At 71.1% G+C, this 23,427-nt stretch carries 23 protein-coding genes; 11 read left to right on the top strand and 12 right to left on the bottom strand.

Annotation, left to right across the window (positions count from 1 at the left end; all coding sequences use genetic code 11):
• Positions 1–12: 12 nt before the first annotated feature.
• The 3 genes from ACIQ7D_RS09035 to clpS form a co-directional block, all read right to left on the bottom strand.
• Positions 13–1,491, bottom strand: coding sequence for an amino acid permease (locus ACIQ7D_RS09035; protein ID WP_403935377.1), 1,479 nt, complete (start codon positions 1,489–1,491; stop codon positions 13–15).
• Positions 1,492–1,906: 415 nt separating this feature from the next.
• Entirely contained in the window at positions 1,907–2,509 is a 603-nt protein-coding gene (locus tag ACIQ7D_RS09030; RefSeq protein WP_403935376.1) for a DUF2017 domain-containing protein, read from the bottom strand.
• The gene (gene clpS / locus ACIQ7D_RS09025) at positions 2,509–2,814 is read right to left on the bottom strand and encodes an ATP-dependent Clp protease adapter ClpS (protein ID WP_403935374.1); all 306 of its coding nucleotides are present in this window, start codon (positions 2,812–2,814) and stop codon (positions 2,509–2,511) included. The genes ACIQ7D_RS09030 and clpS overlap by 1 nt, the downstream gene beginning before the upstream one ends.
• Before the next feature lie 143 nt (positions 2,815–2,957).
• On the opposite strand from clpS, the gene ACIQ7D_RS09020 reads away from it, so the two are divergent.
• Both ACIQ7D_RS09020 and ACIQ7D_RS09015 read left to right on the top strand, forming a co-directional pair.
• Positions 2,958–4,286 carry a nicotinate phosphoribosyltransferase gene (locus ACIQ7D_RS09020; protein ID WP_403935373.1) on the top strand — a complete coding sequence of 443 codons (1,329 nt, stop codon included), beginning with the start codon at positions 2,958–2,960 and terminating at the stop codon, positions 4,284–4,286.
• A 258-nt stretch (positions 4,287–4,544) separates the two neighbouring features.
• Positions 4,545–5,150: an isochorismatase family protein gene (locus ACIQ7D_RS09015; protein WP_403935371.1), complete on the top strand. Its 606-nt coding sequence runs from the start codon at positions 4,545–4,547 to the stop codon at positions 5,148–5,150.
• Positions 5,151–5,252: 102 nt separating this feature from the next.
• Here the strand turns inward: ACIQ7D_RS09015 and ACIQ7D_RS09010 are convergent, their stop codons facing one another.
• Positions 5,253–5,579, bottom strand: coding sequence for a hypothetical protein (locus ACIQ7D_RS09010; RefSeq protein ID WP_403935369.1), 327 nt, complete (start codon positions 5,577–5,579; stop codon positions 5,253–5,255).
• Between the two features lie 124 nt (positions 5,580–5,703).
• A complete protein-coding gene (locus ACIQ7D_RS09005; RefSeq protein WP_403935367.1) occupies positions 5,704–8,127 on the bottom strand; it encodes an immune inhibitor A domain-containing protein in 2,424 nt (807 codons plus the stop codon).
• Between the two features lie 453 nt (positions 8,128–8,580).
• Between ACIQ7D_RS09005 and ACIQ7D_RS09000 the strand changes: the two genes are divergently transcribed.
• The gene (locus tag ACIQ7D_RS09000; RefSeq protein ID WP_403935365.1) at positions 8,581–8,877 is read left to right on the top strand and encodes a hypothetical protein; all 297 of its coding nucleotides are present in this window, start codon (positions 8,581–8,583) and stop codon (positions 8,875–8,877) included.
• Positions 8,878–8,911: 34 nt separating this feature from the next.
• Here ACIQ7D_RS09000 and ACIQ7D_RS08995 read toward each other — a convergent pair whose 3' ends face one another.
• Positions 8,912–9,772 carry an RDD family protein gene (locus ACIQ7D_RS08995; protein WP_403935363.1) on the bottom strand — a complete coding sequence of 287 codons (861 nt, stop codon included), beginning with the start codon at positions 9,770–9,772 and terminating at the stop codon, positions 8,912–8,914.
• Between the two features lie 98 nt (positions 9,773–9,870).
• Positions 9,871–11,346 (bottom strand): RDD family protein, encoded by a 1,476-nt coding sequence (locus ACIQ7D_RS08990; RefSeq protein WP_403935362.1) that lies wholly within the window; start codon positions 11,344–11,346, stop codon positions 9,871–9,873.
• 569 nt (positions 11,347–11,915) lie between these two features.
• Here ACIQ7D_RS08990 and ACIQ7D_RS08985 point away from each other — a divergent pair.
• On the top strand, positions 11,916–12,392 hold the full coding sequence (locus ACIQ7D_RS08985; RefSeq protein ID WP_403935360.1) for an SsgA family sporulation/cell division regulator: 477 nt from the start codon (positions 11,916–11,918) through the stop codon (positions 12,390–12,392).
• A gap of 16 nt (positions 12,393–12,408) precedes the next feature.
• Here ACIQ7D_RS08985 and ACIQ7D_RS08980 read toward each other — a convergent pair whose 3' ends face one another.
• Positions 12,409–13,185: a hypothetical protein gene (locus ACIQ7D_RS08980; protein WP_403935358.1), complete on the bottom strand. Its 777-nt coding sequence runs from the start codon at positions 13,183–13,185 to the stop codon at positions 12,409–12,411.
• 61 nt (positions 13,186–13,246) lie between these two features.
• A complete protein-coding gene (locus tag ACIQ7D_RS08975; protein ID WP_403935356.1) occupies positions 13,247–14,614 on the bottom strand; it encodes an FAD-binding oxidoreductase in 1,368 nt (455 codons plus the stop codon).
• A 97-nt stretch (positions 14,615–14,711) separates the two neighbouring features.
• On the opposite strand from ACIQ7D_RS08975, the gene ACIQ7D_RS08970 reads away from it, so the two are divergent.
• Complete coding sequence (locus ACIQ7D_RS08970; protein ID WP_403935355.1) at positions 14,712–16,367, top strand: tetratricopeptide repeat protein; 1,656 nt, start codon at positions 14,712–14,714, stop codon at positions 16,365–16,367.
• A gap of 98 nt (positions 16,368–16,465) precedes the next feature.
• On the opposite strand, the gene ACIQ7D_RS08965 is transcribed toward ACIQ7D_RS08970, so the two are convergent.
• Positions 16,466–16,792: a hypothetical protein gene (locus ACIQ7D_RS08965; protein ID WP_403935353.1), complete on the bottom strand. Its 327-nt coding sequence runs from the start codon at positions 16,790–16,792 to the stop codon at positions 16,466–16,468.
• Positions 16,789–16,968, bottom strand: coding sequence for a hypothetical protein (locus tag ACIQ7D_RS08960; RefSeq protein ID WP_403935351.1), 180 nt, complete (start codon positions 16,966–16,968; stop codon positions 16,789–16,791). The genes ACIQ7D_RS08965 and ACIQ7D_RS08960 overlap by 4 nt, the downstream gene beginning before the upstream one ends.
• 442 nt (positions 16,969–17,410) lie before the next feature.
• Here ACIQ7D_RS08960 and ACIQ7D_RS08955 point away from each other — a divergent pair, with 442 nt between their 5' ends.
• The 4 genes from ACIQ7D_RS08955 to ACIQ7D_RS08940 all read left to right on the top strand — a co-directional run bounded on the left by ACIQ7D_RS08955 (position 17,411) and on the right by ACIQ7D_RS08940 (position 20,915).
• Positions 17,411–18,241 carry a helix-turn-helix transcriptional regulator gene (locus tag ACIQ7D_RS08955; RefSeq protein WP_403935349.1) on the top strand — a complete coding sequence of 277 codons (831 nt, stop codon included), beginning with the start codon at positions 17,411–17,413 and terminating at the stop codon, positions 18,239–18,241.
• Positions 18,238–18,447: a DUF397 domain-containing protein gene (locus ACIQ7D_RS08950; protein WP_403935347.1), complete on the top strand. Its 210-nt coding sequence runs from the start codon at positions 18,238–18,240 to the stop codon at positions 18,445–18,447. The genes ACIQ7D_RS08955 and ACIQ7D_RS08950 overlap by 4 nt, the downstream gene beginning before the upstream one ends.
• A 245-nt stretch (positions 18,448–18,692) precedes the next feature.
• Positions 18,693–19,685 carry an immunity 49 family protein gene (locus ACIQ7D_RS08945; RefSeq protein ID WP_403935345.1) on the top strand — a complete coding sequence of 331 codons (993 nt, stop codon included), beginning with the start codon at positions 18,693–18,695 and terminating at the stop codon, positions 19,683–19,685.
• A gap of 300 nt (positions 19,686–19,985) precedes the next feature.
• On the top strand, positions 19,986–20,915 hold the full coding sequence (locus tag ACIQ7D_RS08940; protein ID WP_403936060.1) for a hypothetical protein: 930 nt from the start codon (positions 19,986–19,988) through the stop codon (positions 20,913–20,915).
• A 19-nt stretch (positions 20,916–20,934) separates the two neighbouring features.
• Here ACIQ7D_RS08940 and hppD read toward each other — a convergent pair whose 3' ends face one another.
• A complete protein-coding gene (hppD, locus tag ACIQ7D_RS08935) occupies positions 20,935–22,104 on the bottom strand; it encodes a 4-hydroxyphenylpyruvate dioxygenase (protein ID WP_403935343.1) in 1,170 nt (389 codons plus the stop codon).
• Between the two features lie 130 nt (positions 22,105–22,234).
• Between hppD and ACIQ7D_RS08930 the strand changes: the two genes are divergently transcribed.
• The gene (locus ACIQ7D_RS08930; RefSeq protein WP_403935341.1) at positions 22,235–22,705 is read left to right on the top strand and encodes an Lrp/AsnC family transcriptional regulator; all 471 of its coding nucleotides are present in this window, start codon (positions 22,235–22,237) and stop codon (positions 22,703–22,705) included.
• 78 nt (positions 22,706–22,783) lie between these two features.
• Positions 22,784–23,395 (top strand): ArsR/SmtB family transcription factor, encoded by a 612-nt coding sequence (locus ACIQ7D_RS08925; RefSeq protein WP_403935339.1) that lies wholly within the window; start codon positions 22,784–22,786, stop codon positions 23,393–23,395.
• Positions 23,396–23,427 lie beyond the last annotated feature (32 nt).

The raw sequence follows: 23,427 nt of genomic DNA, 5'->3' as shown, positions 1-23,427 counted from the left end.
GTGCGCCCGTGGTCACTCGGAGGCGGGGGCGTATTCCGGTTCGTCCGTGGGATTGGCGGGCCTGGTCCGCTGCGGCGTGCGGTTCTTCAGGTACTGCCAGCCGATGGCGAGGAACACCGCCCAGACCGCCCCCACGTAGAGGGAGATCCGCGCGTCGCTGTCGTACGCGATCAGACAGGTGACCAGGGCGAGGAAGCCGACCGCGATCCAGCTGAAGAGCGAGCCGCCGGGCGCCGGGAAGGACGAGGCGGGCAGCCGGCCGGCCTCGACGCCGCGGCGGTAGCGGATGTGGCTGATCAGGATCATCATCCAGGTCCAGATGCCGGCGGCGGTGGCGACCGAGGTCACATAGCCGAACGCCTTCTCGGGGACGAGGTAGTTGAGGATCACACCGATGCCCATGAGGGCGACGGAGACGCTGATGCCGACGGCCGGGGTCTTGCGGGAGTTGAGCCGGCCGAAGGCGCGCGGCGCCTCGCTGTTGGCCGCGAGGTCGCGCAGCATCCGGCCGGTGGAGTACATGCCGGAGTTGCAGGAGGAGAGCGCGGCGGTCAGTACGACGAAGTTGACGATGCCCGCGGCGAGCGGGATGCCCATCTTCTCGAAGGCGTGGACGAAGGGGCTGGTGCCCTCCTGGAACTCGGTCCACTTGACGACGGAGAGGATCACGAGGAGCGCGCCGACGTAGAAGACGATGATGCGCCAGGGCAGGGTGTTGATGGCCTTGGGGAGGGTCTTCTCGGGGTTCTCGGACTCGCCCGCCGTGACGCCGACCAGTTCGACGGCGAGGTAGGCGAACATGACGCCCTGGAGGGTCATCAGGCTGGAGCCGATGCCGTTGGGGAAGATGCCGTGGTGCTGCCACAGGTTGGCGGCGGTGGCGGTGTCACCGGCGTCGGAGAAGCCGAGGGTGAGCACACCGAGCCCGATGACGATCATGCCGATGATGGCGGTGACCTTGATCATCGAGAACCAGAACTCGACCTCACCGAAGATCTTCACCGAGATCAGGTTCACCCCGAAGAGGACCACCAGGAAGACCAGCGCGCTGACCCACTGAGGGATCCGCGGGAACCAGAAGTGGATGTAGATCGCGGCGGCGGTGAGTTCCGCCATGCCGGTGACCACCCACATCAGCCAGTACGTCCAGCCGGTGGCGAAGCCGAAGAACGGGCCGAGGAATTCGCGGGCGTACTCCGCGAAGGAGCCCGAGACGGGCCGGTAGAGGAGCAGTTCGCCCAGCGCCCGCATGATGAAGAAGATCACGACGCCGGCGAGGGCGTACATGAGGATGATGCTGGGACCGGCCTTGGCGATGTTCGCCCCGGCGCCCATGAAGAGGCCGACGCCGATCGCGCCGCCGATGGCGATCATCTGGACCTGGCGGCTGCCGAGTCCGCGCTCGTACCCCTCTTCGTCCGCGCCGTTCCCGGCGGGACCCCTGGCGGGCCCGTCGCCGCCGTACTCCTTGTCGACCTGCGCAGAGGTCATGGTCGTGCGCCCTTTCTCCATGCAGATCCGCGGTCGCTCACGGCCACGGACCAGTTCCTGATCCCCCCGGATGTGGATGGAGTGCCACCGGCGTTCGGCCGGTCGAAACACCCCCGGGGACAGGGGTGGCGTCCCCGGGGGGTCCGGCAGATCTATCACGGGAGGAGGGGCGCCGGGCGCCCGCGACTGTGGCCCAGCCCACAGGAAGAAGCGGACAAATCGCACCGCGAACCGCAAAGAAGGCCGCAGCGGTGACGCGATCGTTATGTCGATTTGAGCGTCGTTTGAGCGTCCGGCGGGAGCATGGCGGGAGGCGTCCCGGTGGCCCTGAAATGGCGCGGAGACGTCACCTCAGGGCCCCGGCCACCGGAGCCGCCGGAGACGTCACCGGGGGCCCACGAGGGACGTCGGAGCGTCAGGGCGTCAGGGTCTCCACCAGCGTCTCCTGGAGCGCGCCGAGCCAGAGGTACGCCATCACCATCGGCTTGCGCGGGTCGGAGTCCGGCAGCCGGTACAGCTCGCCGCCCTCGTCCTCGTCGCCGACCTCCAGGCGCGTGCCGATCGTCAGCCGCAGATCGTTGAGCGCGCCGAGCCAGTGCACGCAGTCGTCGGACGTCAGCTTCAGTACGGCGCCGCCCTCGCCGGTGGCGGTGAGCGCGTCCAGCGTGCGGACGAGCGCCATGCCGTCCTCGCGCTTGCGGTCGCGCAGGTCGTTCTCGGTGAACCGGCGGAACTCCGAGGAGTACTCCTTCAGTTCCTCGTCCTCGTCACCGTCGCCCGAGGACTCCGGGTCGCCGTACGCGTCCGGGAAGAGCCGGGCCAGCGCCGGGTCGGCGGGCGGCTCGCTGGGGCCCGGCGTGAAGAGCGCGGCGAGCGGGTCCTCGCCCTGTGCGGGCTCGTCGGCGGGGCCGATCAGCTCCAGCAACTGCACGGCGAGTGAACGCAGGATCGAGATCTCGACCTCGTCGAGCGCGACGGCCGCGCCGCCGCCCGGGATCGCCTCGAAGCGCCCGGCCATCAGGTGCGGTCCTGCGAGAGGGTCGCCCAGAGCCCGAATCCGTGCATGGCCTGCACATCGCGCTCCATCTCCTCGCGGCTGCCGCTGGAGACGACCGCGCGGCCCTTGTGGTGGACGTCGAGCATCAGCTTGTGCGCCTTGTCCTTCGGGTAGCCGAAATAGGTCTGGAAGACGTAGGCCACGTAACTCATGAGGTTGACCGGATCATTGTGGACGATCGTCACCCATGGCACGTCGGGCTCGGGGACCGCGAAGGTCTCCTCGGCCGATTCGGGGCGTTCGATCTCAGTCGGAGCAACACTCACGGTTCGGGACGACCTTCTTCTCCGCAGGGGGCGCCGGCATGCCGCGGCCTCACGCGTCCCATGCTGCCACCACGTGAGCGGTGTCGCACAAACGGCCATCGAGAAATCGTCAGAGTGACGAGTATTCGGGGTAGCATCGTCCTATGAACACTGCGGACCTTGGGCTGCCGGTGGACATTCCGTCGACCGCGCTCTTCACCGATCAGTACGAGCTGACGATGCTCCAGGCAGCGCTGCGGGCCGGTACGGCCGACCGGCGCTCCGTCTTCGAGGTCTTCACCCGGCGGCTGCCCGAGGGGCGCAGGTACGGGGTCGTGGCGGGTACCGGACGCGTTCTGGACGCCGTGGAGAACTTCCGCTTCGACCCCGATCTGCTGGGCTTCCTGCGCGAGAACGCCGTCGTCGACGAGGCGACGCTCGCCTGGCTCGCCTCGTACCGCTTCCGCGGCGACATCTGGGGATACCCGGAGGGCGAGGCCTACTTCCCCGGCTCGCCGGTGCTGCGGGTCGAGGGCACGTTCGCCGAGTGCGTGCTGCTGGAGACCGTGATCCTCTCCGTCCTCAACCACGACTCGGCGATCGCCGCCGCGGCCTCCCGGATGGCGACGGCCGCGGGCGGCCGCCGGCTGATCGAGATGGGTGCGCGCCGTACGCACGAGCTGGCCGCGGTGGCCGCCGCGCGCGCCGCGTACGTGGGCGGCTTCGACGCCACCTCCGACCTGGCCGCCGGGTTCCGGTACGGCATCCCCACGGTCGGTACGAGCGCGCACGCGTTCACCCTGCTGCACGACACCGAGCGCGACGCCTTCCGCGCCCAGGTCGACTCGCTCGGCCGCGGTACGACGCTGCTGGTGGACACGTACGACGTGGCCGAGGCGGTACGGACCGCCGTGGAGATCGCCGGGCCCGAGCTGGGCTCGGTGCGGATCGACTCGGGCGATCTGCTGCTGGTCGCGCACCGGGTGCGGCAGCAGCTCGACGAGCTGGGCGCGGTCAACACCAAGATCGTGGTCACCTCGGACCTGGACGAGTACGCGATCGCCTCGCTGGCGGCGGCGCCGGTGGACGCGTACGGCGTCGGTACGCAGCTCGTCACGGGCAGCGGGCACCCCACCTGCTCCATGGTCTACAAGATCGTCGCGCGGGCCGCCTCGGCGGACCCCAAGGCCCCGCTCCGGCCGGTGGCGAAGAAGTCGCTGGGCGGGAAGACCTCGATCGGCGGGCGCAAGTGGGCGGCGCGCAGGCCGGACGCGCAGGGGTACGCGGAGGCCGAGGTGCTCGGCACCGGCGCGGTGCCCCAGGAGCTGCTGGACCGGCAGCTCCTGGTGGAGCTGGTCAAGGGCGGCGAGATCGTGGCGCGGGAGTCGCTGGACGTGGCGCGCGAGCGGCACGCGGCGGCGCGGGCGGGGCTGCCGATGTCGGCGATGCAGTTGTCGCGGGGCGAGCCGGTGATTCCGACCGAGTACCTGTGAGCCCTGCCCGCGCCCGGAATGCCCGCGCCCCGCAATGGCCGCGCGCCCAGGTGCGTACGGCCCGGGTGCGGGTGAGACTGGGGGCGGGTGGGACCGGGTGCGGGTGAGACCGGGGGCGCTGGTGTGCGACCCCTCCCGCGGGGCAGCAGGAGTCTCTACGCTCGCCTCCAGCCGCCCGCCCGGCCCGGGGCCGCTCCGGTCACCGGGCCGCCCCACCGTCCGCCGCTTCTGTCCGCTCCCCACTGAAGGACCCCCGTCATGCACCGCGCACTGATCGTCGTCGACGTACAGAACGATTTCTGCGAGGGCGGCAGCGTCGCCGTGGCGGGCGGCGCCGATGTCGCCGCCGCCATCACCGACCTCGTGGCCCAGGCGACCGCCGGATACCGGTACGTGGTCGCCACCCGCGATCACCACATCGACCCGGGCGACCACTTCGCGAAGGCCCCGGCGGCACCGGACTACGTCACCACCTGGCCGGTGCACTGCGTGGCCGGTACGGAGGGCGTGGGCTTCCACCCGAACTTCGCGCCGGCGGTCGCCTCGGGCGCGATCGCCGCGGTCTTCGACAAGGGCGCGTACTCGGCCGCGTACAGCGGTTTCGAGGGCTTCGACGAGAACGGCCTGCGCCTGGCGGACTGGCTGGAGGCGCGCGAGGTGACCGAGGTCGATCTGGTCGGCATCGCCATGGATCACTGTGTGAAGGCGACCGCGCTGGACGCGGTGCGGGCGGGCTTCGCCGCGCGGGTGCTGCTCGACCTGACGGCGGGGGTGGCCGAGGAGACCACTGAGCGGGCCCAGGAGGAGCTGCGGGAGGCGGGTGTGGAGCTGACGGGCAAGCCGGTGGTCCCGTCCCGCGGGTGACCCGCCGGACGGCCGCACGGGGGCTCTCGGCCCGCCGGTGACCAGGACGGGCGCCCCGAAGGGGCTTCCATCACCTGTTGCCGGGCACGGACCCCGAGGGCGTCAGTACCCCATCACCGCGGGTCTCAGCAGCGCCCGGATCGGCCGCCAGAGCTGGTCGGCCGTGCCCGGCGCGTCCGGTGTCGTACGCCAGAGCAGGCCGTCCGGGTGGTGCAGCACGGCGGTGATCTCGTCCGGTGTCGGCGGCTCCGCGTTGCCGCGCAGATAGACCGCCCGCAGCCCCAGGTTCCGCAGCCTGGTCAGGGCGCGGGCCCGGTTCGCGGCATGCACCAGGACCCGTACGGTGCCACCCTCGGCGGCCGGGCTGGGCAGGGTCAGTGCCACCACCACGGTGCCGTTCGGGAGCTTGCTGAAGCCTCCACTCGCCATGTCCTCATCGCCCCCGTGAGACGTCGTGTCAATAAGAGAATCGTAGGACGCACCTAAACACGAACGGCCGCCGCCCGCTAGGGGGCGACGGCCGATCACGTGTTTGACCTGGTGTTACTTCCGGTTACTTGCCGGACTTACCTACCTTGACCGTCATCGTCGAGCCGTCCAGCGGCTGGCTGACGATGCTGATCTTGGTGTTGGTGTCAGGAACCTTCACGCTTCCGCCCTTGTTCTCCTCGCTCCAGTAGGTGCCCTTGCGGTCGTCGAAGACCGGGGCGCCCAGGGACGGGGAGATCCGCGTCAGCTTGTCGGCGCGGTGGAGCGAGAGACCCGACGTCGGCCACCAGCTGAAGGTGGAGTCGTACGCCTGGATCCGGTTGCGCATCAGCGTGCCGTCCGACCACTTCAGCGGCTTGGCGTGGGCGTCGATCGGCAGGACCAGGCCCTCACCCGGGTGCTGGCTGGTGTTGTTGTCCTTCTGCGAGGTGTCCCACAGCCAGATCAGCAGGCCGTTCTGGTAGGCGAAGTGCTCGACCTTGCCGTCGTTCGGCGCCGTGAAGCCGAAGTTGTACGGGCCGACCTTGAGCGTCCTGTCGTACGAGACGTACTGGCGGTTCTCCGCGATGTAGTACTGCTCGTAGTCCTGGGTGAAGGACTCGCCGATGCGCGAGAAGCCGTTCGCGGTCCAGCCCGCGTCGTCGCCCTCGGCGTTGTCGGTGAAGACCGGCGCGCCGTCGGCGGTGAGGGTGATGGCGTCGGCCGTGAAGCCCTTGCCGCTCACGCCGCCGTCCGTCTGGTAGCGGAAGCGCAGGTCGAACTTCTGGCCGGCGTAGGCGTCCAGCGGGAAGGCGAGCTTCTTCGCCGCGCCCGAGACACCGGTCAGCGCCGGCTTGTCGGCGGCGTCGCGGGGCAGGGACTTGCCGTCGGCGGTACCGTCCAGCGGCGTCCAGTTGGCGCCGCCGTCCGTGGAGACCTCGGTGTAGAGGTAGTCGTAGTCGGCCTCGATGTCCCACCAGCCGGTCAGATCGAGCGACGCGGACGACGTGCCGGTCAGATCCACCGAACGGGTGAGGGTGTTCTTGAGGTCGTCACCCATGTCGCTCCACCACTGCCTGGAGCCTTCCGCGGGCTTCACGACCGTCGTCGTCTTCTCCTTCTTGGGGAGTTCGACGACGAGGGCCTGCGGGTTCTTCGTGTTGTACGCGGAGACGCCCAGCTTGTGGGTCGAGTTGGTGGCCGCCTTCGCCTCGGCGTAGTCGAGCCAGCCGAGCTGGAGCTTGTCCCAGGCGGTCATGTCGCCGGGCAGGTCGCCGATCTCGTCCTTGCCGGTGCCCAGCCACGAGCCGGACGACATCAGCGTCCAGAAGGCGGTGGAGTTCTCGCCGCCCGCGGTGTCGTACAGGTCGGGCAGGCCCAGGTCGTGGCCGTACTCGTGGGCGAAGACCCCGAGGCCGCCGTTCTCCGGCTGCATCGTGTAGTCACCGACCCAGATGCCGGTGTCGCCGACCGGCGCGCCACCGGCCTTGTTGCCCGCGGGGCCCGTGGAGCCGGCGTTGGTGCCGTACGCGTACCAGCGGTGCGCCCAGAGGGCGTCCGTGCCCTGGACGCCGCCGCCCGCGGACTCGTCCTCACCGGCGTGGACGATCTGGAAGTGGTCGACATAGCCGTCGGGCTCGTTGAAGTCGCCGTCGTTGTCGAAGTCGTAGCGGTCCCACTGGTCGTACTGGGAGAGCTGGTCCTTGATCTGGGCGTCGGTCTGCCCCTGGGCCTTCTGGCCGGCGGTCCAGGCGGTGAGACCGTCGCGCACCAGGTCCCAGACGTTGGCGCAGTTGGTGGAGCCGCAGTAGTTGGAGCCGTAACGGGCCTCGTTCCACGGGACCTTGACCCAGTCGGAGACCTCGCCGTCGACCGAGTAACGCCCGGAGGACGTCTTCTCGTAGTAGGTCTTCAGGGAGTCCTTCGGCTCGCCCTTGGCGTCCTTGCCGGTGCCGAAGTACAGGTCCTGGAAGTGCTCCTGGCTGTAGTCGGCCTGCCAGGCGGTGGAGTTGTCCACCTTCCGGTCGGGCTCGGCTATCTCGTTGTGCAGCGGGCCGGGGTCGCCGCCGTACTTGACGACGGGCGGCAGGGGGCCGTCGGCGCCGTCCGGGTCGTACGTCGTGGTGCCGTCGACGTCGTCGCCGAACTCCACGAGAATGGTGAAGATCTTGTCGGTCTTCTCCCGGCCCAGCTCGACGTACTTCTTGTTGTCGAGCCTGACGACCTGGGAGCCGCCGCGCCGCTCCACCTTGGCGTCGCCGGATATGACCTGCTGGAGCGCGGCCTCGCGCTGCTTGGACTGCTGCTTGCTGAACGGGCCGTCCAGGTCGTGGTCGACCTGCCCCTTCTGAGGCGCCGGGTCGCGGCGCTCCGCGCCGGACGGGGCGCTGGAAGCGGAGGCGGGGTTGTCCTGGGCCTGAGCCGTGGTGAAGGCCGATGCCGTCGCGGCGGTCGCGGCCAGAGCCACGAGCACCGCGGAGACTCTTCTCGCCCGTCGGTTTCTGATCACTTGGTGGTGTTCCTCCCCGGCGCACGCGATCCGCGGACCGGGAGTGGAGGATCCGCGCGCGTCTGCGCGTCATAAGTGACGACATTGGACCCGAGTTGACGGAGAAAAGACAGACCTTGACTTGAACCCGTCAATTGCACTATGCGGCCTTCCGGTTCCACTATCCGGACGGAGGGAGCGAACCGGCCAACGGGTGCATATATTCGGCCTGTTGGCGGGGGTGCGTGACTCGATGCGCCCCCTATGCACCGGCACCATGCGTCAGGTCACGCTTACCAGCCGTTCCACTCGGGCATCCACGGCCTTAGAGTCGCGAGTAAGTGCGACCGCCTTGCCACGACCTGGTCCCACTTGTCCCCCGCACGAGATACGCGAGACGCACCCAACATCCCCAGAGCAACAGAATCCCCGTAACCCCACAGATATCAATGCCCCCGAGGGACGGATTCCGCCATGCCGCGTCCTACTGCCGCACAGCTCGCCTACGGCTCCGCCACCATCGTCTGCTCCACCCTCGCCATGCTCCTGCTCTCCGGTACGAGTACGGGTATCGGCGTCGCGGTGATCGGCGTCGCCGCGCTCGGTCTCGGGCTGCTGGTCGCCATGACCGTGCCGCTGCCCCGCAAGGACCGGGCCGCGCGGGCGGCCACCCCCCGCCGGGGGACCGGCGCGGACACCGCGGCCCGCTCCACGACGGTGCCAGGACCGCGTACGCAGGGCTCGGGCGTGGGCACGCGGGTCCGCCGCTAGCGGACCGCGTCCATACCGCCCGGCGCGCCGTGGTTCACCGGGGCGCCGTCACCACGACGGTCCTGGCGGCCTTGTCGTGCAGGCCCTGCCTGTACGGCCGGCTGGCCAGGATCGTGACGATGATGATGAACCACCAGAGGAAGAGACAGCAGAGCAGCGCGGGCACCCAGAGCACCAGGGCGCGTGTCAGCGAGGAGTTGGCCTCCGGTACGGACCCGTCGTTGAGCATCGCCACCCGCAGCCTCAGCCAGCGCTTGCCGAGGGTCTGCCCGTACTTCTTCGTCATCAGAGTGTCGTAGCCGACGTACGCGATGATCGAGATGAGCGACCAGACCCACTGGGTACCGGTGTTCACCTGGTTGGTGACCTCGTCCCAGTTCCCCGTGGTGTTCGACGAGTGGCGCCAGCCGCCGACGAGCAGCGAGACGATCGCCAGCGGGATGAAGATGATCAGCGCGTCGATGACGCGGGCCGCGAGGCGGGTGGCGAACGGCGCGAGAGGCGGCATCCCGGCGAGCGGATCCGTACCGCCGTGGGGGCCGCCTCCCCCGTAGGGGTCCTGCCCGTAGGGAGAGCCGCCGTACGGGGAGCCGCCGGGCGCGTTCGGGTCGTACGGCGGGGCCTTGGGCGGTCCGTGCTCGCCACCGTAGGGAGCGCCGTAGGGGGAGCCGTGCGGGGAATCCCCGGAGGGCGGCGGAGGCCCCTGGGGCGGTGGAGGCTCGTGCGGTCCCTGGGGGTCCTGCGGTCCCTGGCCCTGACCTTGGCCCTGCCACTGACCCTGCCTCGGCCCCTGTCCCTGTCCCCGTCCCTGTCCCGGCCCCTGGGGCTCTGACGGCTTCTTGAGGAAGGGGTCGTCCTCGGGCGGCTGGCCGGGCGGCGGCTGATCATTGCTCATGGGGGCAGTGCACCCCGGCCCGGAGAGGCCCGCAACGGCTGGCACGCCGTTCGGAGGAACACCCGGCCAGGCCCCTCGACAGCCCCGCCGGCGGGCCCTCAGCGCGCCACGAAGGTATGGGCGATCTTGTCGTGCCAGCACTGCCGCCACGGCCGGTCGATCAGGCACCACAGCACATTGCCGAGCCCCACGACGAGCACCCCGAGCACGCTGTAGACCAGCCAGCGGCGCAGCGCGGCGCCGAAGGCCGGGGCCTCGTGGGTCTCGATGTCCCGTACGTCGAGCCCGCACAGCTTCTTGCCCAGCGTGCGCCCCCACTTGGCGGTCGGCACCGCCTCGTAGACCACGCCGACGACCAGCAGGGCGACGAGGACGCCGCCGAGGTAGCCGGCCGTGGTGGTGTCGAGCAGCCAGACGGTGACGGTCTGTCCGGTCTGCCGGGCCGCCTCGACCTTGTCGTCGATATGGGCCAGGGCGCGGCTGATGAGCGGTACGGCGATGGCGCCGACGATCGCCCCCAGCACCAGCGTGTCGATCAGCCGGGCCAGGACGCGCTTGCCGAGGGCGGCGGGGCGCGAGGCGGCCTGGGCGCGCGCGACCTGGAGGAACGGGTCCTCCACGGGCGGCTTCCAGGGCACCACGGGCTGGTCTGCCTGGTCCGGTTGGGCGAGCCGGTGCACCTGCTGTGCCCAGGAGGCGGCGCCGCCGCCGCTGCCGGAGCTGATGGGGGAGGCGGGCCCGGGGTCGGGCTGGGGCGCGGGGGCCGGTTCGGGCGCGTAGGAGTGCGGGGGCTGCGAGGACTGGAGGGACTGCGGTGAGGGCAGGGCGGGCTGGGCCGGTGGCTGCGGGTGTCCCGGCTGACGGGCCGGGAGCTGCGGTTTCGGTCCGGCGTCGAGCGCGCGGATCGCCATCGTGCCCTCGTCCCCGGCGGGGCGCTCCGAGGCGGCGTCCTCGTCCTTCGCGCGCCGCGCGGCGCGCAGGGCGCGGATGGTCATGGTGGAGTCGGCGGGCTTCTTGGCCTCGCGGGGTGCCGGGGCCCGGCCGGGGCCCGCGCCGCCGCGCCGCTGGGGGCGGATCGCGACCGTACCGTCGGTGGGCGGGGTGTCGCCGTCGGCGTCGCCGCTCGCGGTGCCGTCCCCGGTCCCGGGGCCGAGGGAGCGTACGCCGGGCAGCGCGCCGCCGGACGGGTCGGCGGCCGGGGCGGGGGCGGGGACCCGGGGGTCCTGGCCGGGCGCGGCGGTTCCGCCCCAGGAGACCCGGGCGTCGCGCTCGCCACCGAAGCCGGCCTGGCGGGAGGCGTCGGCCTGCCAGGCGGAGGCGGGCTCCTGCCGGGGCCGCTCGCGCGGGTCCTCGTCGAGGAAGACCGGCCCGGTCTCGTCGACGGCGGGCAGCGCGGGCGGGGTGGCGGCGGCCGGGAGCGCGGCGGGCGCGCCCTCGTCCTCCCGGGGCGCGGGGCGCGAGGTGCCGGGCACCCAGGCGGCCCCGTTCCAGTACCGGACGTATCCGGGAATGGAAGGGTCCGGGTAGAAGCCTTCCCGGGGTACGTTCCCGCCGTCACCAGGAGGAGTAGCCACTGACCCCAACTCCGTTCGCTCACACCATGATTGACCTGAAAGGGCCGCCCGGCGCCGGAACGGCGACCGGATTCGCACTCCCGCTTGTCCAGGAAGACAGTAACGAAGAACTCGGGGCCCGGAAGATGGCGCCCGGCAGAAAGAACCCCGTTCGGGCGGCGGTCCGGCCGTACCGCTGCGAAGCGTAAAGCTGCGGGGTGGGATCTGTTCGCGGACCTGCACCAATTCGGCACACCGGTTCGAGCGGGAGCGCCCGTCCATCGGGCGGAAGCGGGGTAAAGCGCGCCTCCGTCACGCGCGTCACCCGGTTGGACCGCACGCGCGCGCCGGATTCACTCCTTGGCGGTCGTCGCGCTCGCCCCCGGCGGGACGCGCATCGCTCCCCCGGGTGACCGCGGTACCCGCCGGGGAACGGCGCTCCGCTCACGCGCAGTCAGCGCGCTCACCCAAAGTCATCGGTGAAAGTCGCGTCATGAACGACGAGGCGCCGCCTCTCTTCCGGTGAGGCCCCGTCGCCGGGCCCGCCACTGGGCCCGTCGCCGGGCCCGCCAGGAAAGGAAGTGCCCGTCATGCACTCTGTGGTCGAACGCGAGCTGGAACTGAATCTGGTGCTGTCGCCCGAGCGCAGCATCCCGGTGCCGGCCCGGCTGACGTACCGTACGGACGATCCGTACGCCGTGCACATCACCTTCCACGTCGGCTCGGACGCCCCCGTGAACTGGACCTTCGCCCGGGAGTTGCTGGTGGAGGGGGTCTTCCGGCCGTGCGGGCACGGGGACGTCAGGATCTGGCCGACGAAGGTCGACGGGCGACAGGTGCTGTGTGTCGCCCTGTCCTCGCCCGACGGGGACGCCCTGCTCGAAGGGCCCTCGGTGGCTCTTTCGGCGTGGGTGGAGCGGACGCTGCGGATCGTGCCGCCCGGCACGGAGGCCGAACGGCTGGGGCTGGACGACGCGCTGACCGCGCTGCTGACCCCGGCGGGCACCGACGAACTGTGGCTGCGCGACCCGTGGCCGTCGGACGAGTCCGTGGACGACGAGGCGTGAGCGCGCGGGGCGCGTCTCACACGTTCAGTTCGCGGGTCTCCTCGACGAAGTCACGGACGACCGCCGCGTTCCGTACGGGCACGTCGCACCGCACGGCGCCGGTACGGATCCGCAGCCGGGACGGGCCGAAGGGCGTCGTCTCCGCCAGCTCCGCCCACCCGATCACGGCCGGCTCGGCGGCCGTGCCCGACAGGCCGCCGCGCAGGGTGACGCCCTCGTCGGTGACCTCCAGGTCGCCGAGGCGGACGGTGCCCTCCGTGTCGAGGGTCGCGCGCAGCCGTTCGAGCACCCGGGGGCGTATGCCCGCCTCCAGCGCCTCGGACAGCTTGTTCTGCCGTACGACGTGCGCCAGGACGACCGGCTCCGCACGGCCGGCCGGCCAGATCGCGGTGACGGCGGCCCGTTCGGTGAACCGCAGGCCGCCGGAGGCCAGGCCGATGTCGCTGTCGCCCCGGTCGTGGCCGGTGGAGTCGATCTCCTGCCAGGCGTACGTGACGGGCTGGGACCGCGGGTATCCGAGCAGCACGCCGCCCTCGTACACGACGGCCGTCCGGACGCCCTCGGCGGGCGGTATGCGGCGCAGCCCGGCGACGCCCGCGTAGACGAGGACGGCCACCACCGGCACGTACAGGAAGGGGGACTTGAGGGTGAGGTAGGCGATCACGGCGGCCATGGCCGCCGGGACGAGCAGGATCTCCATCCAGGGCAGCCCGCGGTGGACACGGTGGACGGAGCGCCGGTCGCCCAGGCCCCGTACGCCCGCCGTCATGTCGTACTCGGTCAGCTTGCTCACACGTACTCCCGCCGCGCCCTCGGGCGGGCCGCTCCCCGGGGGAGGTGTCACGCCGTCGGCCTCAGAACAGCTTGCCCGGGTTGAGCAAGCCCAGCGGGTCGAAAGTCTGCTTGATTCCCCGCTGCAACTCCAACCCCACAGGCCCCAGCTCTCGCGACAGCCACTCCTTCTTCAGAGTGCCGACGCCGTGCTCCCCGGTGATCGTGCCGCCCAGTTCCAGGCCGAGCCCCATGATCTCGTCGAAGGAGGCGCGGGCCCGCCGGGACTCCTCCGGGTCGGCCTGGTCGAAGCAGACCACGGGGTGGGTGTTGCCGTCGCCCGCGTGGGCGCAGACGCCGATGGTCAGGTCGTACTTCTCGGCGATGGCGGCCGTGCCGTCGATCATCGCGGCGAGCCGGGAGCGCGGTACGCACACGTCGTCGATCATCGTGGCCGTCCGGACGGCCTCCAGCGCGGGGAGCGCGAGACGGCGGGCCTGGAGCAGCAGTTCGGACTCGGCGGTGTTCTCGGCGGGCACCACCACCGTGGCGCCGGCCGCCGTGCACAGCTCGCCGACGGCGGCGAGGTCGGCGGCGGGGTCCGGAGTGTCGAAGGCGGCGAGGAGCAGTGCCTCGGTGGACTCCGGAAGGCCCATGTCGGCCATCGCGTTGACGGCGCGGACGGTCGTACGGTCCATGATCTCCAGCAGTGACGGGGTGTGCCCGCCCTCCATGATCCGGCAGACGGCGTCGCACGCGGCGGCGGCCGAGCCGAACTCGGCGGCCAGGGCGAGCTGCCGGGGCGGCTCCGGTTTGAGGGCGAGGACGGCTTTGACGACGATGCCGAGGCTGCCCTCGGAGCCGACGAAGAGACGCGTCAGGTCGTACCCGGCGACCCCCTTGGCGGTGCGGCGTCCGGTGGTGAGGAGCCGGCCGTCGGCTAGGACGACGTCGAGGCCGAGGACGTACTCCGCGGTCACGCCGTACTTGACGCAGCACAGCCCGCCGGACGCGGTGCCGATGTTCCCGCCGATGGTGCACATCTCCCAGCTCGACGGGTCGGGCGGGTAGGCGAGGCCGAGTTCGGCGACGGCGCGGGAGAGGGTGGCGTTGATGACGCCGGGCTCGACGACGGCGATCCGGTCGACGGCGTCGATCTCCAGGATCCGGTCCATCTTGGTCAGGGAGAGGACGATGCACCCGTCCGAGGCGTTGGCGGCGCCCGACAGCCCCGTACGGGCTCCTTGCGGGACGACGGGGACGCGGAGGGCGGTCGCCGTGCGCATGACGTGCTGGACCTGTTCGACGGTGCGCGGCAGTACGACGACGGCGGGCGTTCCGGCCGGGCAGAAGCTGGCCATGTCGTGGGCGTAGGAGACCGTGATGTCGGGATCGGTGATCAGGGCGTCGGCGGGAAGGCCGGTCCGGAGCCGTACGAGGAGATCGTCCATGATCCCAGGCTCGCACCCGGGGCCATCGGTGTGAACCCGTGGGCGATCCACAACTCAAGACAGTGTGTGCTCTTCATATTGACGCACAGTAATCATCATGAACGCCATGAAGACGGAGCAGGTCAGACAGGTCAGAAGGGCGGCGCTGGCGGCCGGGGTGGGGGCGGCGCTGGTCGGGGGCGTCCTGCTGTTCGTACCGGACCGGGGGGAAGGGTCGCGGGCACAGACCCCGCAGGAGCGGGCCCTCGCGGCGGTGAGCGCGGGCGCCCCCGCCTCGCTGCCGGACCTCGACGCGCTTATCCAGGACCGCGAGAAGTGGCTGCGGACGCATCCGGAGGACAGCACGGCGTGGGCGGTGCTGGGCGCGGCGTACGTCGAACGCGGCGAGCGGCGCGGGGACACGGCGTACTACTCGAAGGCCGACGAGGCGCTGCGGCGCTCGCTGAAGGGCCCGCCGGTGGGGGCGGCCGGGCCGGAGGACCACGGGGCCCGCACCGCCGAGTCCGCGGACGGCGACGGTACGGACGGCGACGGCGGTACGGAGGGCGGGGACGACGGCAAGCAGGGCGGACTGGGCACGCCCACCCGTACCCGGGCGCTGGCCGGCCTCGCCTCGCTCGCCAACGCCCGCCACGACTTCACCACCGCCAAGAAGTGGGGCGAGACGCTCCGCGCCCGCCAGCCCAAGGCGTGGACCGCGTACCCGGTGCTGATCGACGCGTACACCGGTCTGGGCGACTACGCGGCGGCGGGCAAGGCGCTCGACAAGCTGAAGGAGCTGCGCCCCGGCACCCCGGCCGTGCTGGAGCGCGCGGTCTCCGTCTACCGGGACCGCGGCTGGCGCGAGGACGCGGAGGCGAAGGCCGACGAGGCCGTGGCGCACGCCGACTCCCCCACAGCCAAGGCGGAGGCGCTGTTCGCGCTGGGCGAGCTGGCCTGGGAACGCGGTGAGCCGACCGAGGCGATGGGCCACTACGAGGCGGCGCTCGCGACGGTACGCGACCACCCCGCCTCGCTGGCCGGCCGGGCGCGCGCACTGGCCGCGCTGAGCAGGACGGACGAGGCGTACCGCGACTACCAGGCGGCGCTGGCGAAGCTGCCGCGCCCGGAGTACGCGCTGGAACTGGGCGAGCTGTACGACGCGAACGGCCTGGACGGCGACGCTCGCACCCAGTACGCGACGCTGCGCGCCCGGGCCGCGCGGGCGCAGGGGCACGGCGTGAACGAGGAGCTGGTCCTCGCCCGCTTCGAGGCCGACCACGGCTCCCCGACGGCGGCCGTGGCACGGCTGCGCGCCGAGTGGGCGCGCCACCACCGCTCCATGGAGGTCGCGGACGCGCTCGGGTGGGCGCTGTACCGGGCGGGCCACGGCCAGGAGGCACTGAAGTACGCGAAGAAGGCGACGGGGCAGGGGCGGCGCAGCGCGCTGTTCCTCTACCACCGGGGCGAGATCGAACGGTCACTGGAGATGTACGGCCCGGCCCGCCGCCATGTCGGCGATGCGCTGCGCGTCAACCCGTACTTCTCGCCGCTGCTGGCGCCGCGGGCGCTGGCCGCGCTGGAGTCGCTCGGGGAGCCGGAGGAGGGCGGCCCGCGGGACGTGGAGGGCGCGGGGTCGACGCCGCAATCCCCGGAGATGGTGCGGCCGACAGCGTCGGGGGCGACGCCGGTTCCGAGCGGGACCGCGCTGCCGGGCGGGACGCCGCCGGCGACACCGCCGGTGACTCCTCCGGCGACGCCGTCGCCCTCCTGAGGGGCGGGCGTCAGCGGCGGCGTACGCGGCATACGTACGGGAGCGGGGCCCGGTCGAGGAGACCGGGCAGTGCCCTGAGGGTGTAGCGCCCGCTGAAGTCATCGGCGCTGAGGACGAATTCGGCGCCCGCGAGGAGCCGAGCCCGTGCCGCTCTCTGCGCCTGGGGGGCGTGGCACCAGGGACCGGAGCGCGGTGGGTACGTCCGGATCGGGAGCCCGGACGGGGACGAGTATCCCCGGCGGAATCCACCCGGCGCCCGGGGCGGGATCGAGGCCGTCGGCGATGCGCCGGGCCTGGTGGCGGAGGAAGGACAGGGCGGAGTCCGGCGACACCGCCTGCCGGGCGGCGAGGACGACGCGTACCCACGTACCGTTGACCGGCCCCTCGCCGACCACGGTCAGGTGGTAGAACCGGGTGGCGCTCACACTCGCCGCCCGGCGGGGGGCCGCTGCCGCCGGTGGAGTTCCGCGAGGGCGGCGAGTTGGGTCCGTTCCCGCTCGGTCGCCGGGCGGACCGAGATCAGGGCGGCCTGCCAGGTGTGCCCGGAGGGCCTGACCAGACAGACCGCCGATCCGGTGAACGATCGGATGATGCCCGGCATTTCCACTCGCCGGTCGTACACCGCCATACCGATCCGCAGATCGGGTGGACCGGGTGGACCGGGCTCCGAGGCGGAACGTACGGGCAGGCGTCGCGGCGGGCAGGACGGCGGAACGCGCGGTTCGGGGGTCATCCGGCGCCACCGGCCCGACGATGCGGGTGCGCCGCGATCTGGCGCGTGCAGTGGAATGCGCTGACCGCCCCGATCCCGCGACGGGCGTTCTCCCGACGCCTGTCCCACCAGTCGCACAGGTCGCAACCAGGCACCGGGGCCAGGTCAATCGGCGGGTAGATCAGGGCTGGCGGGACTCCGGAAGTACGTCGTCGCTCACGCATCACGGACCGCTCCTCTCTGTAGTGACTCCACTACCAGGGGTGCCCAGGGTGGTCTATCCTCGAAAAGCCTTCAACCTCCGCCCAGTTGATTGAAAGTTGGTTCAATAGTGGCTAACCGTAAGGAGCTTGATCCCCAGTCGGGGCCCCTCGCGGCCTTCGGGGAGCGTCTGCGCAGGCTGCGGGAGGAACGCGGATGGACTCAGGATGAGTTGGCGGACCGTACCGAATATTCGGCCTCGCATATTTCGGGGGTCGAAACCGGGTCCCGAAACCCAACCGCCAAATTCGCCGCAAGCGCGGACAGGGCGTTCGGCACCGGGGAAGCACTGACACGGCAAGGAGCGGCGGCGCGGAACTCGGCGATACTCGACGGCTTTCCCGAGTTCGTCGAGCACGAGGGCAGGGCCTCGGAGATCCGCCTGTTCGAGCTGGGGATCGTTCCGGGGCTGTTCCAGACGCGGGAGTACGCCGAAGCCATCACCGCGGGTGCCGTGCGGCGCGGCGCGATCACGGAGCAGCAGGCGGAGGAACGCCTTACGCTCCTGTCCCGACGCCAGGCACTGATCGCGCGGACACCGCCCCCGCAGTTGTACGTCCTGCTCGACGAGAGCTGTATCAGGCAACGTGTGGGCGGGCCCCGAGTCCTGGCGGAGCAATTGGGGCATCTCCTGGAAGTCGCGGACATGCCCAACACCGTGGTGCAGGTAGCCCCGTTCGAACTGGGCGAACGCCGCTCCTTTGACTCGCCCGTTACGCTGGCCACCCTGCCCGACGGGTCGTGCATGGCCTATGCGGAGTCCGCGCACTCCGGCCGTCTGGAGCGCGATACACGGTTGGTCCGGCCTATTTTCACGGCCTACCATCAGCTACAGGCTGAAGCACTCTCGCAGAGAGAGTCCGTAGCCATGGTCAGTCAGGTGAGAAAGGGCTTCCTGTGACAACCGATTCGCTCCGCTGGTTCAAGTCCTCCTACAGCTCCAACGGCGGCCAGTGCCTTGAGGTCGCCGCCGATCTGATCGTCTCGCGCGGCACCGTCCCCGTCCGGGACTCCAAGGACCCGAGCGGCCCCGTCCTGGGCTTCCCCGTCCACTCGTTCGCATCCTTTGTGGCGGGCGTCAAGGCTGGAGAATTCGGCACCGTTTGACCCTGCGGTACAGCGCCTACCGGTTCACCGGGCCCCTATCGCCCTCCCCTCGGAGTGATGGGGGCCGGCCCGTCTTCGGCCGGCGAGGCTCCCCAAGTTGGCCGCGAAACCGTGCGCCTCCCACGCGAGGACTACCTCGTCGAGCAGCTTGGGATCGCCCAGGCCCTAGCAGTGCTGTCAGTGCTGTCAGTGCCCGTTGATAACGTGCTCCGTCCAGTCGTGGAGTTCATGGAGGGGCGGGGTACGTGCGGCATGTGACATGCCATCAGGTCGGCGAACAGCGGTTGGCCGAGGCGCTCGACGACATCGACGGGCGGGCCTACACGCGGTGGCACTCGCTCCGGTACGGCAGCATCTCGCCGACGCTGATCCGGGCCATGGCGGACGAACTGCTCGACCATGTCGCCGCGCGAACGGTGACGGAGCCGGGGCTCGACGCCGCGGCCGGCACGGTTGCCGTCACTGCCGCGGAGTGTGTGCACGGAGTGCTGAGCATCATGTGCTTCCCGAGCGGGGACCAGGAACTCCGGTTCCCCCTCGTCGGGGAGCGGATCAGCACGGACCCGGACGACGACGAGTTCGGGGACGGGCCCATCACCTTCCGGGACGTCGTCAAGGAGGCGCCCACCGCGCGGACCTGGCTCGACATGTTCGAGATGTGTGTCGTCAGCGGGCATGTGTGGGACTGGGAGCGGGTCACCGGGCTGCTGCTGCGTGGCGACTACGCGCCCGCCATCCGTGACGGCGTGCCCTACAACCGGTACACCTCCGTCTCCGACCCCGCCGACGTCGCCGCCATGGACGCCCTGTGCCCCTATCTCACCGAGGCGGCCGGGCATCTGCCCCGCGACTGGCCTACGGTTCCGCTGCGCAAGCCGGACGCCGGGGAGCGCACGGAGGCCGCCCGGCGGCTCGACGAGGTCGGCGACGCGCTGAGCGCGGACCAGCGGCTGCTCCGCGTACTCCTCGACGACGACCAGCACGCCTTCGAGGACGCCCTCGTCGCCCGGCTGGTCGCGTACCGGGAGAGCGTCGAGGCCGATGCCGGTGATCCCGCGCCCCGGTCCCTCCTTCCCCTCGGCACCCTCGCCCTGGCCTGCCTCGCTGTCCAGGTCCATGGGTGGGAACTCGGTGTCCGGTCCGGGTACCTGCCGTACGGTCTGCTGGGATCGCCGGACGCGCCGCGCCGGGCGGCGGAGAGGAACCGGAACGATTTGGGCTGCTGGGCCGCCAAGTAGGCTGGGATGTCACAAGAGGCTTGAGCTTCGGGGGTCGAGCTTCGAAGGCCGAGCCTTGCTTGTGAGGAGTGGTTGGTTCTTGTTTCCCACCCACCCTCCCTGCCCCGGATATTGACTTTTCGCGACCGGGTTGCCACGCAGGGTGAGATCCGTCTACCTTGCCCCTGGAAAGAAAAACGGCCTCCGCCCGGTGTTAGCGCACCTGACGGAGACCTCACCAGCTAGATCAAGGGCTTGATCTTTGTGGCTGCTTCGCAGTTTAGTGTTGCGCCGCCGCGCGTGCACACCGCTTCCTGTTCGATGGCCAGTGCCGGGTACGGCAAACGTACGGTTGCCGGTCAACCGGCCCCCTCCGCAGACGACTTCGCACTCCTGCCCCGACGCGAGGCGGCCATCGCCGGGTTCATCGACCGACTGCCCGACGGGGCCGACATCTCGGTGAAAGCCCTGGCCAAGGTGATGGACTACGGACAGTGCGCCTTACGCACCGCCCTCAACTTCCTTGAGCGGGCCGGACATCTTCTCCGGCGGCGTGAGTTCCTGGTGGGGACGGGCGGCGGGCGATGGGTCACCCGTACGTGGTTCTCGCGTGCCGCCCGGAGTGGGGACACCTGGAGTGCGCCTGCCGACGCGGGCGAGTCTGGTGCGGAGGCGGCGAGTACGAGCGCGGCGAGCGTCGCGGCACCGGACCAGGCGCCGCTCGCGGACCCGGCTCCCGCCCCGGCCCTGGTCCCGGCCCACAGCACGGCCCCGGTCGCGGCGCCCGCCCCGGCGCCCGGTACGCGGGCGGGACGGTCACGGGGGTATCTCGTGCTCGCCTCCGTCGGGCGGCGGTGCCCCGACCTGTCGCTCTCCGCCGCCGACTGCGCGGCGCTGGAACCGCTGGTCGCCGAGTGGTTCGTACGCGGGTCCTATGAGGAGGACGTGCTGCGCGCCCTCACCGACGGGCTCCCCGCGCCCGTACATCACCCCGCCGGTCTCGTACGGTCCCGGCTCACCGCCAAGCTGCCACCCGAGCCGGCGGATACTCCGCTGGTATCGGACCGGGTGGCACCGGCCTTGGTGGAGTGCGGCACCTGCCGGGCGCCGGGGCAGCCGGAGGCGTTTGTCGACGGGGAGTGCGGCGCCTGCCGGGGCGGGGGCATGCCCGTACGCCCTCCCGCCGCGCTGCCACCGGACCGGGTCCGGGCCCTCGCCGCCGAGGCACGGCGCGCCGCCGCCCGCAGGTGAGCGCGCGGCGGCAGCCCCTTCAGAGGTTGCCGCGCTTCTCCTGTTCGCGCTCGATCGCCTCGAAGAGCGCCTTGAAGTTGCCCTTCCCGAAGCCCATCGAGCCGTGCCGCTCGATCATCTCGAAGAAGACGGTCGGCCGGTCCTGGACCGGCTTGGTGAAGATCTGGAGCAGATAGCCGTCCTCGTCGCGGTCGACCAGGATCTTCAGCTCGCGCAGGGTCTCGACGGGCACCCGGGTCTCCCCCGCCCACTCGCCGAGAGTGTCGTAGTACGAGTCGGGGGTGTCCAGGAACTGCACACCGGCGGCCCGCATCGTCCGTACCGAGGCGACGATGTCGTTGGTCGCGAGCGCGATGTGCTGGACACCGGCCCCGCCGTAGAACTCCAGGTACTCGTCGATCTGCGACTTCTTCTTGGCGATCGCGGGCTCGTTGATGGGGAACTTCACCTTGAGGGTGCCGTCGGCGACGACCTTCGACATCAGCGCCGAGTACTCGGTGGCGATGTCGTCCCCCACGAACTCCTTCATGTTCGTGAAGCCCATGACGGTGTTGTAGAAGCTCACCCACTCGTTCATCCGGCCGAGTTCGACATTGCCCACGCAGTGGTCGACGGCCTGGAAGGTGCGCTTGGCGGGCGGTTCGACGATCGGGTCGGCCGCGCCGAAGCCGGGCAGGTACGGGCCGTCGTAGCCGGAGCGCTCCACGAGGGTGTGCCGGGTCTTGCCGTACGTGGCGATCGCGGCCAGGACAACGGTGCCGTGCGCGTCCTTGATCTCGTACGGCTCCTGGAGGCCGCGGGCGCCGTGCCCGGTGGCGTAGGCGTACGCGGCGCGCGCGTCCGGGACCTCGATCGCGAGGTCCACGACACCGTCGCCGTGCTCGGCCACATGGGCGGCGAGGAAGCGGCCCCACTCCGTGGACGGCTTGATGACGGACGTGAACACGAAGCGGGCGGAACCGTTGGTCAGGACGTAACTCGCGGTCTCGCGGCTGCCGTTCTCCGGGCCCGCGTAGGCGACGAGCTTCATGCCGAAGGCCGTGGAGTAGTAGTGCGCGGCCTGCTTGGCGTTGCCGACGGCGAAGACGACCGCGTCCATTCCCCTGACCGGGAAGGGATCGGCCTCGCGCGCGGTGTCGGGGGTGGTGCCGGGGGTGCCGAGGGTGCTGTGCGTCGAGGTGTCAGCCATGAGGTCAGCGTCGCGCCGTTCCACAAGGTGCGCAACAGTTCGGGTTTTCCCTGGGCATTCTGTACAGCGAATCGCCAGAATGACGGGACGATCCGCACAGGATGACCATGCTGGAGGAGGGAGACGGACCGTGGGTATCGACGGGCTCGACGGCAGGCTGATCGTGCTCCTGGCACAGGAACCCCGGATCGGGGTGCTGGAGGCGTCGCGCCGGCTCGGCGTGGCGCGCGGAACCGTACAGGCGCGGCTCGACCGGCTCCAGTCGAACGGGGTCATCCGGGGGTTCGGCCCGGCGGTCGACCCGGCGGCGCTCGGCTATCCCGTCACGGCCTTCGCCACGCTGGAGATCAAACAGGGGCAGGGCACGGACGTACGGGCCCATCTGGCGAGCGTCCCCGAAGTGCTCGAACTGCACACCACCACGGGCGAGGGGGACATGCTCTGCCGCCTGGTCGCCCGCTCGAACGCCGATCTCCAGCGGGTGATCGACCGGGTGGTCGGCTTCGACGGGATCGTCCGGGCCGCCACGGCGATCGTCATGGAGAACCCGGTGCCGCTGCGGATCATCCCGCTGGTGGAGCAGGCGGCGCGGGACGACTGACCGGGTGGGAGCAGACTCCAAAGACTCCGCTGCAAAGAAAGCATTGCAACGAAGTCTTTGCATGGCTACGGTGACACCATGACCGAGCACGAAGAAGCAAAGCCGGAACCGCAGGTCCCGGAACACCGCGAACGCACCCTGGACGCCCGGTCCCTCCGCGGTCTCGCCCACCCGCTCCGCATGCGGCTGCTGGGCGCCCTCCGTCACCACGGCCCCGCCACCGCCTCCCAGCTCGCCGCCCAGCTGGGCGAGTCCAGCGGCGCCACCAGCTACCACCTGCGCCAGCTCGCCGCACACGGCTTCGTCGAGGACGACCCGACGCGCGGCAAGGGCCGTGAGCGGTGGTGGAAGGCCACCCACGACGGGATCCGGTTCGGCGAGGACCTCCACGCGGACACCAACCCGGAAGTGCGCGGCGCGGTCAACCTGTTCCTGCACGAGGTGGCCACCATCCACACCCAGGAACTGACCACCTGGCTGGGCACGGCGGGCGACTGGCCACTGGAGTGGTCGCAGGCCGCGGACATGAGCGACTTCACCCTGCGGCTGACGCCGCAGCAGCTCACCGAGTTGAACGCGGACCTGCACGCGGTCGCCGAGCGCTACCGCCGGATCGGGCCCGCCGCCGAGGACGCCCCGCAGGTCCGCGTACACCTGCACACCTTCCCGCGCCACGACTCGACGGACTGACCGGCCGGAACGGGCCGGAACCGGCCGGCCGA

The sequence above is a fragment of the Streptomyces sp. NPDC096310 genome, from assembly GCF_044763125.1.
Classification (GTDB): Bacteria; Actinomycetota; Actinomycetes; order Streptomycetales; family Streptomycetaceae; genus Streptomyces.
This window is presented reverse-complemented; position numbering and strand designations above follow the sequence as displayed.

Coding starts and splice junctions, on each gene's coding strand:
- ACIQ7D_RS09035 (WP_403935377.1), bottom strand. CDS start 1,491: ATGACCTCTGCGCAGGTCGACAAGGAGTACGGCGGCGACGGGCCCGCC.
- ACIQ7D_RS09030 (WP_403935376.1), bottom strand. CDS start 2,509: ATGGCCGGGCGCTTCGAGGCGATCCCGGGCGGCGGCGCGGCCGTCGCG.
- ACIQ7D_RS09020 (WP_403935373.1), top strand. CDS start 2,958: ATGAACACTGCGGACCTTGGGCTGCCGGTGGACATTCCGTCGACCGCG.
- ACIQ7D_RS09015 (WP_403935371.1), top strand. CDS start 4,545: ATGCACCGCGCACTGATCGTCGTCGACGTACAGAACGATTTCTGCGAG.
- ACIQ7D_RS09010 (WP_403935369.1), bottom strand. CDS start 5,579: ATGGCGAGTGGAGGCTTCAGCAAGCTCCCGAACGGCACCGTGGTGGTG.
- ACIQ7D_RS09000 (WP_403935365.1), top strand. CDS start 8,581: ATGCCGCGTCCTACTGCCGCACAGCTCGCCTACGGCTCCGCCACCATC.
- ACIQ7D_RS08995 (WP_403935363.1), bottom strand. CDS start 9,772: ATGAGCAATGATCAGCCGCCGCCCGGCCAGCCGCCCGAGGACGACCCC.
- ACIQ7D_RS08985 (WP_403935360.1), top strand. CDS start 11,916: ATGCACTCTGTGGTCGAACGCGAGCTGGAACTGAATCTGGTGCTGTCG.
- ACIQ7D_RS08975 (WP_403935356.1), bottom strand. CDS start 14,614: ATGGACGATCTCCTCGTACGGCTCCGGACCGGCCTTCCCGCCGACGCC.
- ACIQ7D_RS08970 (WP_403935355.1), top strand. CDS start 14,712: ATGAACGCCATGAAGACGGAGCAGGTCAGACAGGTCAGAAGGGCGGCG.
- ACIQ7D_RS08960 (WP_403935351.1), bottom strand. CDS start 16,968: ATGCCGGGCATCATCCGATCGTTCACCGGATCGGCGGTCTGTCTGGTC.
- ACIQ7D_RS08940 (WP_403936060.1), top strand. CDS start 19,986: ATGGCCAGTGCCGGGTACGGCAAACGTACGGTTGCCGGTCAACCGGCC.
- hppD (WP_403935343.1), bottom strand. CDS start 22,104: ATGGCTGACACCTCGACGCACAGCACCCTCGGCACCCCCGGCACCACC.
- ACIQ7D_RS08925 (WP_403935339.1), top strand. CDS start 22,784: ATGACCGAGCACGAAGAAGCAAAGCCGGAACCGCAGGTCCCGGAACAC.